This is a genomic window from Plantactinospora sp. B24E8, assembly GCF_039871735.1.
In the GTDB taxonomy this organism is placed as follows: Bacteria; Actinomycetota; Actinomycetes; order Mycobacteriales; family Micromonosporaceae; genus Plantactinospora.
In genome coordinates this window covers 167,676-184,169 of the sequence record NZ_JBDPMH010000010.1, presented here as the reverse complement: position 1 = coordinate 184,169, position 16,494 = coordinate 167,676, and the positions used below count along the sequence as shown (strand labels likewise).

Genomic DNA, 16,494 nt, shown 5'->3' with positions numbered 1-16,494 from the left:
GGGCGGGGATCCCGGCAACCCCTGGATAGAATGGACCCGCTAGTCCAGAACGGGAGGTCGGAGCAGGTGGATCGGAAACTCACCCCGAAGGGCGAGGCGGCCCGGCGGCGGATCATCGAAGGCGCGGCCGCCGAGATCCGCGAGTCCGGGGTGCACGTCACCACGCTCGACGCCGTACGGGCCCGCACCGGCACCAGCAAGAGCCAGCTCTTCCACTACTTTCCCAAGGGCAAGGAGGAACTGCTGCTCGCCGTCGCCCGGTACGAGGCTGACCGGGTACTGGCGGACCAGCAACCGCAGCTCGGCGACCTCACCTCCTGGCCCGCCTGGCAGGCGTGGCGGGACCGGGTGGTCAGCCGCTACCGGGAGCAGGGGCAGCGCTGCCCGCTCAACGTCCTGGTGACCCAACTGGGTCGCAACACCCCGGGGGCGCAGGCGGTGGTCACCGAGCTGATGTGGCAGTGGCAGGCGGAGCTCACCTCCGGGATCCGACACATGCAGGGGGTCGGGGAGGTCGACGCCGCGGTGGACGCCGACCGGGTCGCGGCCGCGCTGCTCGCCGGGATCCAGGGCGGCGTCTTGATCATGCTCTCCACCGGCCGACTCACCCACCTCGAGGCGGCCCTCGACGTCGCGATCGACAACCTGCGGTCGTCAACCGGGCGGCCGTTGCACTGAGCATTCAGCCGGAGAAGACCCGGCACGCGTCAGCTGACCTCGATGACGATCTTGCCCCGTACCCCGCCCCGCTCCAGGGCCCGGTGCGCGGCGGCGACCTCGGCGAGCGGAAAGACCCGGTCGACCTGCGGACGGATCGCGCCGGTCGCCACCTGGTGACCGAGTTCGGCGAAGAGCGGGGCGGTCGGGTTGCCACTGAAGAAGCGGACCCACCGGCGCCGGCGCGGGGCGCTCGCCGCGAGGTAGCCCAGCGAACGGAACGGCCGGTCGAGGTCGAACGCGATCGCGACCATCCTCCCCCCGGGGGTCAGCAGCCGCCGGAACATGGGCAGGTCGCTGCCGACCGTGTCGAGGACAACGTCGAACCGGCCCAAGGCTCCCGGCGCACGGTAGTCGACCGCCTCGTCCGCGCCGAGTTCCTTCACCAGGTCCAGGTTGGCCGCGCTGGCCAGTCCGGTGACGTGTGCCCCCATCGCCTTGCCGAGCTGTACGGCGACATATCCGACACCGCCGGTCGCTCCCCGTACCAGCAGCCGTTCGCCGGGCGCGAGCGCGGCGGTGTCCCGCAGGGCGGTGATCGCCGTGGTCCCGACGGCCAGTGCGGCGGCCCCCGTCGGGTTGAGCCCGGCCGGGAGGTGGTCGAGCCGCCCGGCAGGCACGGCGACGTACTCGGCGGCGGATCCCATCCTGCGCCCGAGCGCCCCCCAGACCAGGTCACCGGTGCCGAATCGGCTGTCACCGGGCTCGACGACCTCCCCGGCAAGGTCGATTCCCGTCCGCATCGGGAAGCGGTTGCCGGTGAACAGGCGCAGCCGCCCGGCGCGCATCGTCAACTCGCCGCCGTTGACCGACACCGCCCGGACCCGGACCAGGACCTCACCGGGACGGGGACGGGGTACGGGACCGGTGGTGACGGAGAGCACCTCGGGTGGGCCGTACCGGTCGTAGGTCACGAGTCGCATGGAAGTGGATGGCATACTCCACTTCTAGCAGGGCAGCCGGGCACGAGCTTCCCCTCGGCCCGAAGTGAGAGGTCCGCCGATGACATCAACTCGGTTGCGTACCGACGCGGCCGCCAACCGTGCCCGGATCCTGCAGGTCGCCCGGGAGGCGTTCGCGGCGGACGGGCTGGACGTGCCGATGAACGAGATCGCCCGCCGGGCCGGCCTCGGCATCGCGACCCTCTACCGTCGGTTCCCCACCAAGGAGGACCTGGTCACCGAGGCCTTCACCGAGCAGCTGGCCGAATGCTCCGGCGTGCTCGACACCGCCCTCGCCGACCCCGACCCGTGGCGCGGATTCTGCCGTCTGCTCGTCGAGGTCTGCACGATGCAGGCCCGGGACCGGGGGTTCTCCGCAGCGTTCCTGACGACCTTCCCCCGCACGGTGGAGTTCACCGCGCTGCGCGAACGGGCCGAGCGGGGGTTCGCGGAGCTGGTCCGCCGCGCGCAGGACGCGGGTGCCCTGCGCCGCGACTTCGAACCCGCCGACCTGTCGCTGATCCTGCTGGCCAACGGCGGGATCCGGGCGGCGACACCGGAGGCGACGGTGGCCGCGTCGCGCCGCCTGGTGGCCTACCTGCTGCAGGCGTTCCGGGCCGGGAGCGCCGCCCCGCTGCCCCGCCCCGCCGTCATCCCACTCGACGAGGCCATCTGCTGAACCGCTCGCCGGGTCACGCCCGGGCCGGCCACCGGCACGGTGCCGGACCCGGGCGCGCGGGCCCGGGTCCGGCACCACCGGTCAGAGTTCCCGTACCCGTACGTTGCGGAACTCGATCAGGTCGTTGGTGCCGTGGTTCTGCAGCCCGACGAACCCGCTGAGGAACTGCCGCAGGTCGGTCGGCGGGTCACCCGCCCGGGACGACTGCTTGCCGGGCGTGTTGTCGAACTCGGCGATCACCACACCGTTGCGGATCATCGTGTAGTGCTGGCCGACGACGCGGATCTCGTAGTCGTTCCACTGACCCTTCGGGGTCACCCCGGCCTTGTCCAGGGTGTTCGGGGCGAAGTTGTAGACCGAGCCGGTCTTCTGCGGCTCGCCGGTCTCGCCGTCGTAGATCTGGATCTCGTGACCGCAGTAGATCGCCACCCACGCCTGCGAACTACGGGCCGAGCCGACCGTCCCGCAACTGCCCGGCGGACGCTGCTCCAGCGGCGTCCTCGGGTCCGGGAACCGGACGAAGAGTCCGCTGTTGGCCCGGACGCCCTCCGGCGACATGTCCCGGAACTGCACCCTGATCGAGTAGTCGGCGAACTGGCGGTCCGCGTACCACAGCATGCCGAGGCCGCCGGAGCTGCGGATCGCCCCGTCCGGGAGCAGCGAGAACGACCCGCCCGGCGCCTGCCGCCAGCCGGCGAGTGACCTCGCCGAACCGTCGAAGATCGCCTGGTATCCGGCGGTGGCACCGATCGGCGACTGCCGGCCGGCCTGGCGCAACGCCCGCATCTCCTTGTTGTCGATGACGTGCGCCGCGGTCAGTTCGGCGAGCACCTCGTCGAGGTGGGTGAGGAACGACGCCCGGTTCGGCCAGTTGCCCTCGTCGTCGATCAGGTCGTTGATCGTGCAGCCGCCACCGGTCCGGCGGTTCTCCACCCCGGTGTCGCTCTCCAACATCCAGACCGTCGGCCGGGCGTCCGGCGCGGCACAGCCGGCGTTCACGGTGACCTTGCCGGTGACGACCTCACCGTCGGCGTACGTCACCTTCAGGGTTGCCTGGAAGGTGCCGTACCGCTTGTAGGTGTGCGTCGGGTGGGCCTGGTGCGACAGCTTGCTGCCGTCACCGAAGTCCCACTCCCAGGCCACGCCCCCCACCCGGGCGGCGGAGAACCCGATGGTCCGGGGCTGGCTCGGCGTGCTCGACCGCGCGGTGGCCAGGCTCGGGTTCGGGGTGGCCTGACCGCCCTGGTACGTGATCCGGACCAGCTTCTGGTTCGGGTGCAGGCTGAAGAAGCCGCTGCCGTAGTCGAGCAGGTAGAGCGCGCCGTCCGGCCCGAACTTCGCGTCCATCCAGGACTGGAGCTGGTTGGCGCCGTTGCCGCCCTGGATGATGGCGCGCAGGTCCTCGGCGAACGCCGGTGCACCGGCGTGCGCGACCGTCTCCGGGTCGACGGTGACCGCGACCCGGTTGTTGGCGTTCGACTGGTCACCGATGAACCACTTGTTGTCCCAGTACGCCGGCCAGGCGACGTCGCTGTTCACGTCGACGTTCTCCCGCTGGTACGTCGGGCCGTCCATGATGGCCTGCCCGCCGCCGCTCAGGTACGGCTGGGTCAGGGTGATGTCCTCGGTCTGGTACGTCGGCAGTCCGCTGCCGTCGTCGCGCTTCGGGAAGACCGGCCCGCCACCCTGCGGCGAGTACCAGATCATGTTGTCCCGCACCGGCGGAAGGTTGACCAGTCCGGTGTTGCGCGGCGACTCGTTGCGCGGGTTGTCGCAGTCGTACCAGCCGGTCAGCACGGTGGCGTCGGTGTTGCTGCGGTCCCGGTACGGCTGCCGGTTGCCCATGCAGTACGGCCAGCCGTGGTTGCCCGCCGAGGTGATGACCGTGGCGGTCTCGTACTTCGCCGGACCCAGTTCCGGGTTCGGCGCACCGGCGTCCGGGCCGACCCAGGCGGCGGTGAGCCAGTCGTTGACCGGGTCCCAGGCGATCCGGGCGATGTTGCGGACACCCATCACGTAGATCTCCGGGCGGGCCTTGCCGCCGCCACCCTCCTGGCCGGTGAAGAGGTTGTCGTCCGGGATGGTGTACGTCCCGTCCGGCTCCGGGTGGATCCGGAGGATCTTGCCGTTCAGGTCGTTCGTGTTGCCGGAGGTACGGCGGGCGTCCTGGAACGAGATGCCGGCGTACTCCTGGGTCCAGTTGTTGCCGGAGTAGCCGTTCGATCCGCCGGACGAGTTGCTGTCCCCGGTGCCGACGTAGAGGTTGCCGGACTCGTCGAAGGTCATGCCGCCACCGGCGTGGCAGCAGCTGTGGATCTGGGTGTCCCAGTGCAGCAGGTCCTTACGGGTGCCCTGGTCGACCGACTGCGCGGTGTGGTCGTAGGTGAACCGGGAGATCGTCCGCTGGCCGACCCGCCGTTCCCGGTCGATCGACTCGTGCGGCATCCAGTAGACGTAGAACCAGCCGTTCTCCGCGAACTTCGGGTCGAGGGTGATGCCGACCAGGCCCTCCTCGTTTTTCACCAACTCGCTGCCGCTGCCCCGGTTGCCCATCACCTTCAACGTGGTCAGCAGCTTGACCTGCTTGTTCTTCGGGTCCCACTGGTGGATCGTGCCGCAGCCCAGGCCGACGTTCGGGTCGGCCCAGTCGGCCACCGGCCCGGACGGGCAGGCGGCCTTGCCGATGTAGAAGACCTTGCCGTCCGGTGCGATGGTCAGCCCGTGCGGCTCGCCGATCTGGTCGAGCTGGCCGGACTGGTTGGCGGCGGTCAGCCGCTCGATCCGGTAGTTCGCGGCGATTGTCGCCTGGCAGTCGCCCCGCACCAGACCGGTGGTCCACTGGATCGCGCCGAGCAGGTGGCTGCGGAACCGGGCGTCGCTGGTGTAGCTGGCCTCGGTACGGCCCATGCCGGTGTAGAACGACCGGCCGCCGTCGTAGTCCCGGCACCAGGAGATCGGGTGGAAGGCGCCGTTGCCGCCGAGTCCGGCGTCGTACGTGCTCTCCCTGACCTGGGCGACGGTGTGCACCCGGCCGACCGGGCTCGGGTCCCAGTTCATCCACTGGTCGGAGCGGGTCCAGTTCAGCGGCAGCCCCTTGTTCGCCGGGTGCTGCCGGTCGACCAGGTCGACCACCGCCTCCTGCACCTGGCTCTCCGGCGCGGGTCCCGCGTTCGGGCCGATCAGCCACAGTTCGGCGAGCTGGATCAGCGGCTCGCCGCTGTTCGCGGTGATGTTCAGCCGGTAGTACTCGTACTCCCGGGTGTTGGTGAAGGTGAACTGCCGGGTCTGGAAGCGGCCGGAGAAGACCTCCCCGGTCCGACGGTCCAGGTCGGTCCAGGTCTCACCGTCGGCCGAGCCCTGCAGGGTCCAGTCCCGGGGGTCACGGCCGGTGAAGTCGTTCGCCGAGGTCAGCGCGTAGTGGGAGATCACCTTCGGTTCGGCGAGCTTGGCCACCACCCAGCCGGTCGGGGTACGGGTCAGCCACTTGGTGCCGGTCGCGCCGTCGATCAGGTTCTCGACGATCTCGTTCGGCGGGTTGTTGCCGCTGGCCGTGACGCTCTCGATCTTCTCCGCGTTCGGCAGGGTCGCCGCCGGCCGGGTGCCGATCAGGCCGGTGAACCACTCGGAGTCGGGCTGCGCCCGGGCCGCGTCGTGGATGCCGACAAAACCGCCGCCGCCCTTGACGTACGCCTGGAAGGCGGCCTCCTGGGCGTCGTTGAGCGTCACCCCGTTGGCGGAGAGGAAGACCACGCCCCGGTAGCGGTCCAGATTGTCCACGGTGAAGACCGTCGGGTCGGCGGAGTCGTGGACGGCGAAGCCGTGCTCGTTGCCGAGTTGCCGGATCGCGGTGACCGCCCTGGCGACCGGGTCCTCCTGGGAGGCGGCCGGCCCGTGGAAGACCAGCACCCGCACCGACCCTCCGGTCCAGGCCGGTGCCACCCCGCCGACGCCCGGGTCCGGGGCGGCGGCGGCTGGTGCGCCGAGCAGGCCGAGGGTGAGTACGGCGCCCGAGGCGAGGGCGACCGCGCGACGGAACCGTCCGACGGCGGGCCGGGGTGGCCGGGCTACCGGGCCGGGTTCGGGGGACGGTGGATCAGTGGGACCGGGACGGGATCGCCCGACCGGTCGGGACAGCCGGAAATGGCGTCGGTGAGCCATTTCTCCTCCTCCTGACGGGGGTACGAAGAGTCGCGCTGGCAGGGATGGTCGACGGTCGTGGGTCATCGGTGGTTGGGGTGCGCGTCGGCGGGTGCCGCCGCGCCCTGGGCCGCCGGGGCGGCCGGAGTGTGGCCGCCGGTGTGCGGCGGCATCTGCCCGTTCTCGTCCAGGACGTGGAAGGTGGTGGACATGCCCAGGTCGGAGTGGAACTGCATGTGGCAGTGCAGCATCCAGTGCCCCGGCCCGACCGAGTCACCGGCGACGAACTGCACGCCGAAGCTGTCGCCCGGGCCGAGCGTCTTGTTGTCGATGATCGGAATCGAGTCGACGAGCGCCTTGCTGCCCTCGGCCAGGCCGGTCCGGGTGTCGGCCCAGGAGTGCCCGTGCACGTGGAACGTGTGCATGTCGTCGCCGATGCCGACCACGATGAACTCGACCCGTTCGCCGAGCCGGGCGACCAGGCAGGTCGGCCCCGGCACCGGGTTCACCGGGTCACAGGTGTCCGCCTCCGCGCTGCGCCGCAGGTTGATGGTCTGCCGGTCGCCGAAGACCGTCACGTACGTCCGGTCCGGCCTCGGGTCGCCCTGGCGGCGTACCACCAGGCCACCGAAGAGTCCGGACCGCAGCCCCTGGGTGCCGTGCGGACCGCCGACCACGTGGTCGTGGTACCACCAGTAGCCGGCGGTGCCCTGCGAGGTTCCGGTCCGCGGTTTGGCGAACCAGAAGTACGTCCGGGATCCGCCCGGCGGCACGAACGAGTCGCTGTGCACCGTGCCGTCGGACTGCTGGGTGTACTTCACCCCGTGCACGTGCAGCGAGACGCCGAGCGGATGCGCGGGATCGGTGCGCAACTGCTCCAGGGTGGCGGTCGGCACCTGGTTGTGCAGGGTGATCGCCAGGCACTCCCCCTCGATCATCTCCATCGTCGGCCCCGGGTACGAGGCCGTCTGCGGGGTGAGGCCGTAGCCGAGCCGGACCTGGTTCGTCACCGGGTCCTTGGGCAGCTCCACCGCGTACAGGTCGAGCCGGCGGTCCGGCGCGACGCAGCCCTCCGGCCGGGCCGCCGACCGGGCGGCGGCGGCCTCGATCGCCGGCTGCCCGGCCGGCTCACCGCCGGTGGTGGCGCTGTCGCGGGCGAGGGTGAGCCCGCCGCCGGCGCCGACCAACGTCACCAGCAGAACCGCGGCCACCAGTACGGCCCGGCCGGTGCCCGAGTCGAACAGCCGGGCCGGCAACGACCAGCGCGGCGGTGGCCCCTCGGCGGCCGGGGTCTGGTCCGGCCCGCCGATGTCGTTCACATCCCTGTCGACCAACAGGTCCCTGTCGTCCACGTCGGTATCCAATCGCTCGGCCCACCACCGCTGACACCGGTGGCGGAGGACAAGACGGCGGTGGCGGAGAAGACGGCGTATCGTCACGGGGTCAGCGGGGCGATCCGGATGTTGCGGAAGCTGATGATGTCGCCGGCACCGTGGTTCTGCAGGCCGATGTAGCCGGTCGGGTTCTGCCGCCCGGCACCGCCCGGATCGTCAGCCCGGGGCGGGGTGAAGACCGCCTCGGGGACGTTGACGTAGTCGTTGATCAATACACCGTTGCGGAACACCGAGTAGTGCTGCCCGACGACCCGGATCTCGTAGTCGTTCCAGGTGCCCTTCGGGGTGACCCCGGCGCCGTCCAGGTCGACCCGGTCGAAGCCGTACACCGAACCGCTCTTGTACTCGTCACCGTCGGTCCGGTCGAAGATCTGCAGCTCGTGGCCGTACTTGATGGCCACCCACTCGGGGCGGGACTCCTGCGGGTGCTGGTGCGGCTGTGGGAAGCGGACGAAGACCCCGCTGTTGGCCCGGCCGTCACCGGGAGCGTCGTCACGCCACTGCAGCTTGAGCGAGAAGTCGCCGTAGCCGCGGACCGGGAACCAGAGCATGCCCAGGCCGTCGACCGCCCGGCTGGTGATCGAACCGTCGGCGTTGCGGGTGAAACCGCCCGCGCCGACCTGCTCCCAGAGCTTGAACGAGGCGTTCGTCCGGTCGAGCAGCGGCTGGTAGCCCTGCTTCTCCTCGGTCCGGCCGACACCGGACTCCCGGGCCGTCCGGACCAGGGTGTTGCGCTCCCTGAGCTGGATGCGGCTCCGCTGGTGCAGGTGGTCGGCGACCGTCGTGACGTGCTCGACGAACTCGGCGTGGGTTGGCCAGGTCCGCTCGTCGAGGATCAGGTCGTTGATCGCGCAGCCGCCCTCGATCACCCGGTTGGTCACCCCGCTGTTCAGGGTGCCGAGCCAGACCGTCGGCCGGGTGTCGGTGACCCGGCAGTTCGGTGCCGGCGGTCCGCTCTCCACCACCGTGAACGTGGTCGACGCGGTGCCCGAGGTGTTGCCGGCCCGGTCGGTGGCCCGGTAGCTCACCGTGTGCGCGCCGGGGGTGTTGACCGTCAACGGTCCGGTGTAGGTCACGTAGCCGCGCCCGTCGAGGGCGTACTCGACCCGGTGGACGCCGGAGCCGGCGTCGGCGGCGGTGAGCACGATCGTGGCGCTGCCGACGTACGCCCAGTTGCCGTTCTGCTGCCCGGTGATCGCGGCGTTCACCGTCGGGGCGGTGTTGTCGGGATCGGGGGTGGCGACCACGGTGAAGGAGACCGATCCGGGGGTGGAGGTGTTACCGGCGACGTCCGTCGCCCGGTAGGAGACGGTGTGCTGGCCGGGCTGGTTGACCGTCACCGGCGCGGTGTACGCCGCGTACGGCTGCCCGTCGAGCGAGTACTCGACCCGCTCCACCCCGGAGTCGGCGTCGGTGGCGGAGACGGTGACCGTGGCCGCACCGACGTAGGCGCCGCTGCCGTCCCGGTTGCCGGCGACGGTGGCGGTGACGGTCGGCGCGGTGGTGTCCGGGTCCGGCGCCGCGACGACCCGGAACGTGACCGACTGCGGGTCGGAGGTGTTGCCCGCCCGGTCGGTGGCCCGGAAGTCGACCTCGTGCTCACCGACGGTGTTGACCGTCACCGGCGCGGTGTACGCCGCGTACGGCTGCCCGTCGAGCGAGTACTCGACCCGCTCGACCCCCGATTCGGTGTCGGTGGCGGAGACGGTGACCGTGGCCGCACCGAGGTAGTCGCCGTTGTCGTCCCGGTCGCCGGTGACCCCGCCGGAGACTGTCGGCGGGGTGGTGTCCGGGGTCGTCGTACCGGCGATCTCGAAGGTGACGGACTGCGCGGCGGAGGTGTTGCCGGCCCGGTCGGTGGCCCGGTAGCTGACGGTGTGCTCGCCCGGCTGGTGCACCATCACCGGCGCGGCGTACGTCGCGTACGCCTGCCCGTTCAGCGAGTACTCGACCCGCTCCACCCCGGATCCGTCGTCGGTGGCGGTCAGGGTCACCGTCGCCATCCCGACGTACGCCCCGTCGTCGTCCTGCTCACCGGCGACGGCGGCGGTCACCGTCGGCGCGGTGGTGTCCGGGTCCGGCTGCTCCACCACCTCGAAGGCCGTGGACTGCACCGGCGAGGTGTTGCCGGCCACGTCGGTCGCCCGGTACGTCACCGTGTGCGCGCCCGGCTCGTGCACCATCACCGGCGCGGTGTACGCCGCGTACGCCTGCCCGTTCAGCGAGTACTCGACCCGCTCCACCCCGGACTCGCTGTCGGTGGCGGTCAGGGTCACCGTCGCCATCCCGACGTACGCCCCGTCCTCGTCCTGCTCACCGGTGACCGAGGCGGTCACCGTCGGCGCGGTGGTGTCCGGGCTCGACGGCCGTACCACCTCGAAGGTCGTCGACTGTACCGCCGAGGTGTTGCCCGCCACGTCGGTCGCCCGGTAGGTGACGGTGTGCTCGCCGTAGGCGCTGACCGTCACCGGCGCCGAGTAGGTGCCGTACGGGCCGCCGTCGAGGGCGTACTCCACCCGGCCGACACCGGAGCCGCTGTCGGTGGCGCTCAGGGTGACCGTGGCGGCGCCGACGTACGCCCCGTCCTCGTCCTGCTCACCGGTGACCGAGGCGGTCACCGTCGGCGGGGTGGTGTCCTCGCCGCCGCCGCTGACGACGAGCAGCCCGGTCATCGTCCCGTGTCCGGGGATCGCACAGAAGTAGCGGTAGGTGCCGGGGGTCAGCACCACGTCGACCTGGTGCCGGCCGTTGTTCGCGTCGAACGGGTCGGCCAGAATGTCCAGCTCCACGTCGCGGTTGTACGCCGGGTTGCCGGTGTCGAAGGTGAGCGTGTGCAGCATGCCGCTGGTGTTGCCGGTCGCGGCGCTGTTCTCGAAGACGATGGTGGTCGGCCCCGCGACGGCGGTGGTGGGCGCTGAGGCGTACTCCAGGGTGCTGTTGCCCGCCGTCCAGGTGAGAACCTGGGCCTGCAGTTGTCCGGCGGCGCCGCTGGCCGGGGTGGGTTCGGTGTCCGCCGGGCGGGCGCTGGCCGGTACGGCGGTGAGCGCGGAGCCGGCGAGCACGACGGCCATGACCGCGAGGATGCTCATCGGTCGGCTGAGCCGGCCCGGGGCGAGCCGGGCGAGCAGCCGCGGGCGCCTCGGCGGGCGCCATCGCACAGGGAAAGCTGGCATGTCGCACATACCTTTCGCGAGTCTTGCGCGGGAACGTCACCGATCCGAGGGGTGGTGGACCGGCGAACGGCATGGCGGCAGACCGCACACCGACGCGGTCGACGCTGGGTGGACCCGGGTGAACGGTTGCGGTCCGGTCAGGACGGGTGGGTATGGACGGAAATGGCGAGTGTGATGGTTCTGGCGGGGTGGCAGTTCTGGTGGGGGGTGAACGGCTCTGGTGGGGTGGACGCCGGTCACGTCGCCGAGACGGCGAAAGCCGACGTCGTCGCGGACACGGTGCGGGACCGCGCCAGGACGGTCTGTGGGCGCCGCCAGGCGGGGAAGCCGGCTCCCCGGCCAGGCCGTGGCCCTCAGATGGTGAGCTAACCGCGCCGCCGGTTACCTCGCAGGTAAATGTTGATGTTGACCGACCCTAACGGGCATGACGTCGAGATGTCTAGATCTTTCGACGGACTCGGCCATACTTTTGCTCGTGGCAACAAAAGGATCGGTTGTACTGATCTTCGACCGCCTGGTCCGGCGCACCCGTCCGGTCGGTCAGGGGGGACCACCGCGAGAAGACGATGTCGGACTGCCAGATGAGTTCCGGCGCGTAACGGGATGGCTGGCTGGAAGTACAGTCGCGGACCCACGCCCGAGGGATCAACGCAGGCGAACGCCGGACCCTGCCGCTCAACCGGCAGCGTCCGATCGACATCGCCCCAGGTGGCAAACCCCTCCGGTGGCGGCGGTACGACGTACCCCGACGCCTCGCACCAGAATCGAGCGACACGCTCAGGTTCCGCACAGTCGACGGTGATTTGGTACTGCTTGACCGAGGCCATCAGCCCACCATGGAGGCAGGCAGCGAGAAGAGAAGCGCCGACCCTGGACGGGCCGCGCACCAACCAGCCAGGACAGACCGGGTGCGAACCCAGCCGCGCCATGAACTGGGCCAAGCCGGCGGCGACCGTCAGGGGGTGGCTGGTCGGTGGGCGGGTTGGAAGAGTTCGACGAGGTTGCCGGCGGGGTCGGTGAGCAGGATCTGGCGTCCGCCGGGGCCGGCGATGACGTCGCTACGGAACGACAACCCGGCGCTGCGTAGTCGGTCGATCTCGGCATCCAGGTCGTCGACGACGAGGTGGATGCGGTTGCGGCCAGCGGTGGTGGCGTCGTCGGGGGTGGCGCGGGCGCCGGAACTGGCCGGGCCGGACACCAGCAGCCGCAGCGGGCCGCGTACGACGTCCGCGAAGGCTGGCGCGGCACTGGTGTTGAGGGCGAAGCCGAGGTGGGTGGTGTAGAAGTCGACGGCCGCCTGAACGTCGTCGACGATGTATCGAACGCTGGCGTACTGTTCGGACGCTGTCACGGCTGGTCTCCTTCAGGATCGGATGGCGCTGAGGACGGGCAGCAGGTGCCTGACGCGGGTCTCGATGTCAGCCGCAGTACGCCGGAAGGCGAGGTAGCCGGCCTGATCGGTGTCGGCGGTGGCGGCGGGGTCGGGAACGCTCCAGTGCACCCGCCGGGGCTGACCAGGGAAGTCGGGGAACGCCTCGCGGGCTTTGTCGCAGAGGCTGATGACGTAGTCGAAGCGTCGACCGGACAGGGTGTCCCAGTGCCGGGGGCGCTGGCCGCTGATGTCAATGTCGAACTCCTCGCGGAGCACCCGTACGGCGTTGGCGTCCAGGTGCGGCTTGGGCCGGCCACCGGCACTGATCGTCTCGACCTGACCGTCGGTGCGGCGACGGAGCAGAGCCTCGGCGATCGGCGAGCGGGCGCTGTTGCCCGTGCACAGGAACAGCACGCCGACACGGGGCGAGCGCGGCAGATCAGCCGGAGACACACCTGGCGCGACGTGCTCCCGGCTCAGCGCCGGGTGCAGGGCAGCCCCGGTGTCTGCGAGTGCGTCCGCGCAGCGGTCCAGATCCAGGTGGTAGTAGCTGTCGCGGCCGTCGAAGCTGCTGCGGGCCGCCGTGACCAGCCCGCCGTCGCGCAGCAGCCGCAGATGGTACGAGACCAGGTTCTGCGGCTCGCCCACCAGCGTCACCAGCTCCCGGACCCGGTAATCGCTGGTTGCGAGCTCGGTCAGCAGCCGCCAGCGCAGTGGATGGGCGGCCAGGCGCACGAACGCCGGGGCACCCTGACTCGACAGCGTCACGGCTGCAAGTTACATCAAACAGATGTGATCCATCAAGCTGATTTGATTAACTGACCTGGCTGAAGGGGGACCTCCACCAGCCCGGCGAGGTCAGCGACGTCGGACTACCCCTGCCCGCCGGCGGGCGGTCCGACCTGCGGCTGCCGGCAGTGCGTGCGCGAACGGTCAACCGGACGTAGGCGGCTGCTCGCCACGCTGGCCGGCCGCGTGGTACCGAGCGCGGTGGCCCAGGATCAACGTGGCGAGCAGGTTCACCACCTGCCGACGCCGACCCGGATGGTCGCGAGTCGCTGAATCGCCATGGGTCGGCTCGAGCTTCGGCTACGCTGCTGCGGACTGTCCGTGTAGAAGCGGCGAGGGTCGCGCACCGGGGCCGCCATACCGCCGTTGAGCGCTGGGACTACTGGCCACGACGTGTGGTCGGCGGGGGTATCCGTTGGATTTTCGTGTGCTCGGTCCGCTGGAGGTCCGTGACGAGTCGGGCCGGACGGTGGCTCCGGTCCGGAGGAAGCCGCGACTGCTCCTGGCCATTCTTCTGCTCCGGCCGAACACGCTGGTGGCCTCGGACACGCTCGTCGACTCGCTCTGGTCGGAGCGTCCGCCAGCATCCGCGGCGGCAAACCTCCAGTCGTACGTTTCGGACCTGCGGCGCACCCTGCACAGCACGGCGCTGTCGGGGCGGGAGCGGATCGTCACGACCCGTGGTGGCTACCTGCTGAGGGTCGAACAGGACGAGTTGGACGCCGCCGTCTTCGAGCGGCTGGCGGCCGACGGGCGGCGTCACCAGACCGACGGGCACCCCGCAGCCGCCGCCGACGCACTGCTGCGCGCATTGGCGCTGTGGCGTGGGTCGGTCCTGGACGGGCTTGTCCTGCCCGAAGCCGTGCGACTGGAAGCCGACCGCATGGAGGAACTCCGCGTCGCCGCCATGGAGGATGCCTTCGACGCCCGGCTCGGGCTCGGCGCACACGTCGAACTCGTACCGGAACTGCGGAGTTGGACCGCCCGCCATCCGCTGCGTGAACGGTCGTGGGGACAGTTGTTGCTTGCGCTGTACCGCTGTGGTCGCCGGGCCGAGGCCCTGGATGCCTACCAGCGGTGTTCCCGGTTGCTGGACCAGGAACTGTCGGTACGGCCGGGGCTGGCGTTGGTCGAGCTTCATGCGCGTATCGCGGCGGCCGACCCCGGCCTGGAGCTGATCATGACCGGTGAGGTCGGCACGCCGCCGGTTCCCGCCCGGCAGCTACCCGCGGACGTCTTCCACTTCACCGGCCGCGCCGAGCACCTGCGTCGGCTGGACACCGTCGCCTTCGGCGGCAGGGGCCGACCGACCACGGTGGTGAATCTTGCGATCACCGGTACCGCGGGAGTGGGCAAGACGACTCTGGCGGTGCACTGGGCGCACCACGCGGCCGCCCATTTCCCCGACGGGCAGTTGTTCCTCAACCTTCGCGGCTTCGACCCGTCAGGGCCGCCGCTGACGTCCGCCGAAGCGATCCGGGTCCTGCTCGAGGCCCTGGGCGTGCCGGCGAACCGTGTCCCCGGCACGACCGAGAGCCAGGCGGGCCTGTACCGGAGCATTCTGGCCGACCGGCGCGTGCTTCTGTTGCTGGACAACGCCCGGGACGCCGAGCAGGTACGCCCGCTGTTGCCCGGCGCGCCCACGTCGCTGGCGGTCGTCACGAGCCGCGACCGGCTCATGGGGCTGGCGGCTACCGACGGGGCGCAGATCCTGTCGGTGGACCTGCCTGACGCCGGCGAGGCCGGACGGCTGTTCGGTAGCCGCGTCGGGGGGCACCGGCTGTCGGCGGAGCCGCAGGCCGCCGCCGCGCTCGTCGAAACATGCGCACGGCTGCCGCTCGCGCTTGCCATCGTTGGCGCCTATGCCAACGCGCACCCCCAGCTGTCCCTGACGAGTCTGGCCGACCAGCTGCGCTCCTCCGCCAACGCTCTGGCGTCGTTCGCCGGTGGAGACGCCGCCACCGATCTGCGTCGAGTTTTCCTGTGGTCGTACCGCGCGTTGACCCCAGCGGCGGCCGAACTGTTCCGCCTACTCGGGGTCCACGCCGGCCCGGACATCGGCACACCGGCCGTGAACAGCCTCGTCGGCCTCGACGCGACCACCACCCGTCGGTTGCTCCTGGAGCTGACCGGCGCGAACCTGCTCACCGAGTACACGCCCGGCAGGTTCACCTGTCACGACCTGCTGCGGGCGTACGCCCGTGAGCTGGCCGACGACCCACAGGTCCGACACCTACGGCTGGCCGCCGAACGCAGGCTGGTCGACCACTACCTCCACACGGCACACGCCGCGGCGCTTCAGCTGAACCCGCATCGGGACACGGCCACCCCGATGCCAGCGGCCTCCGGAGTCACCCCGGAACGCCTCGACAGCTCGGATCAGGCGCTGACGTGGTTCAGAGCCGAACATGCCAACCTGCTCCACGCCGTCGAGCTGGCGGAGGCGTCCGGCCACGAGATCCAAGCGTGGAAACTGGCCGGGACGCTGACGAACTACCTCGACCGACACGGTTGCTGGCAGGACCTGGTGACGGCCCAGCGTGCTGCCCTGCGGGCGGCACGACGGTTGGCCGACCCGGTCGCGGAAGCCGCTGCCCGGCGCGGCCTCGGACTCGCGTACGCCAGCGGGGGCCAGCTGAACGAGGCACCCGCGCACTACCACGCGGCGCTCGAGCTGTACCGGTACGCCGACGATCACGTCGGCCAGGCCCACACCCACCGGAACCTCGCCTGGGTACGCGGCCAGCAGGGCAACCACATCGAGGCGCTCCGCCACTCCGAATCCGCTCTGGAACTGTTCCGGCGGGCCGGCCACCGCGCCGGTGAGGCCAACAGTCTCAACGCCGTCGGCTGGTACCGCGCCCTCGACGGTGCCCACGGCGAGGCGCTGGCTCTCTGCCGGAAGGCCCTGGACATGCTCCAGGCGCTCGGCCACACAGCCGGTGAGGCGTACGCCTGGGACAGTCTCGGCTACATCCACAGCCGCCTCGGCGACCACGCGGAGGCGGTCACCTGCTTCCACCGCGGGGTGGCCCTGTTCCGCCAGGCCGGTGACCGGTACTGCCTGGCCGACGTGCTGACACATCTCGGCGACGCCCAGCGCGACGCCGGTGACCGCGACGCCGCCCGGGCCGCATGGCGGGAGGCCGGCGACATCCTGGACCAGCTCGGGCACCCGGACGGCGAGGCCGTCCGGGCGAAACTCCGCATGCTGGACGAACATCCGGCGGGGTGTCGGTAGGGCCGGTGCCGGGTGTCGCGCGCCGTGCCGGTACGGCGCGCGACACCGTCG

At 71.0% G+C, this 16,494-nt stretch carries 9 protein-coding genes and 1 pseudogene; 3 read left to right on the top strand and 7 right to left on the bottom strand.

What is annotated here, in order from left to right; all coding sequences use genetic code 11:
• Positions 1 to 66: 66 nt before the first annotated feature.
• Positions 67 to 678 carry a TetR/AcrR family transcriptional regulator gene (locus tag ABGB21_RS17835; protein ID WP_347678591.1) on the top strand — a complete coding sequence of 204 codons (612 nt, stop codon included), beginning with the start codon at positions 67 to 69 and terminating at the stop codon, positions 676 to 678.
• Positions 679 to 707: 29 nt separating this feature from the next.
• Here ABGB21_RS17835 and ABGB21_RS17830 read toward each other — a convergent pair whose 3' ends face one another.
• Complete coding sequence (locus ABGB21_RS17830) at positions 708 to 1,640, bottom strand: NAD(P)-dependent alcohol dehydrogenase (RefSeq protein WP_347653956.1); 933 nt, start codon at positions 1,638 to 1,640, stop codon at positions 708 to 710.
• Between the two features lie 79 nt (positions 1,641 to 1,719).
• Here ABGB21_RS17830 and ABGB21_RS17825 point away from each other — a divergent pair, with 79 nt between their 5' ends.
• Complete coding sequence (locus ABGB21_RS17825; protein WP_347653957.1) at positions 1,720 to 2,337, top strand: helix-turn-helix domain-containing protein; 618 nt, start codon at positions 1,720 to 1,722, stop codon at positions 2,335 to 2,337.
• An 81-nt stretch (positions 2,338 to 2,418) separates the two neighbouring features.
• Here the strand turns inward: ABGB21_RS17825 and ABGB21_RS17820 are convergent, their stop codons facing one another.
• The 6 genes and pseudogenes from ABGB21_RS17820 to ABGB21_RS17795 all read right to left on the bottom strand — a co-directional run bounded on the left by ABGB21_RS17820 (position 2,419) and on the right by ABGB21_RS17795 (position 13,181).
• Entirely contained in the window at positions 2,419 to 6,495 is a 4,077-nt protein-coding gene (locus tag ABGB21_RS17820; protein ID WP_347678589.1) for a ThuA domain-containing protein, read from the bottom strand.
• A gap of 62 nt (positions 6,496 to 6,557) precedes the next feature.
• Positions 6,558 to 7,826 (bottom strand): multicopper oxidase domain-containing protein, encoded by a 1,269-nt coding sequence (locus ABGB21_RS17815; protein ID WP_347653960.1) that lies wholly within the window; start codon positions 7,824 to 7,826, stop codon positions 6,558 to 6,560.
• 83 nt (positions 7,827 to 7,909) lie between these two features.
• On the bottom strand, positions 7,910 to 11,041 hold the full coding sequence (locus ABGB21_RS17810) for a family 16 glycoside hydrolase (RefSeq protein ID WP_347678587.1): 3,132 nt from the start codon (positions 11,039 to 11,041) through the stop codon (positions 7,910 to 7,912).
• A gap of 611 nt (positions 11,042 to 11,652) precedes the next feature.
• Positions 11,653 to 11,868: pseudogene (locus ABGB21_RS17805) on the bottom strand (VOC family protein); the annotation flags it as partial.
• A gap of 128 nt (positions 11,869 to 11,996) precedes the next feature.
• Positions 11,997 to 12,392: a VOC family protein gene (locus tag ABGB21_RS17800; protein WP_347678585.1), complete on the bottom strand. Its 396-nt coding sequence runs from the start codon at positions 12,390 to 12,392 to the stop codon at positions 11,997 to 11,999.
• A 12-nt stretch (positions 12,393 to 12,404) separates the two neighbouring features.
• Positions 12,405 to 13,181 carry an ArsR family transcriptional regulator gene (locus ABGB21_RS17795; protein ID WP_347678583.1) on the bottom strand — a complete coding sequence of 259 codons (777 nt, stop codon included), beginning with the start codon at positions 13,179 to 13,181 and terminating at the stop codon, positions 12,405 to 12,407.
• Between the two features lie 448 nt (positions 13,182 to 13,629).
• Here ABGB21_RS17795 and ABGB21_RS17790 point away from each other — a divergent pair, with 448 nt between their 5' ends.
• Positions 13,630 to 16,443, top strand: coding sequence for a BTAD domain-containing putative transcriptional regulator (locus ABGB21_RS17790; protein ID WP_347678581.1), 2,814 nt, complete (start codon positions 13,630 to 13,632; stop codon positions 16,441 to 16,443).
• Positions 16,444 to 16,494 lie beyond the last annotated feature (51 nt).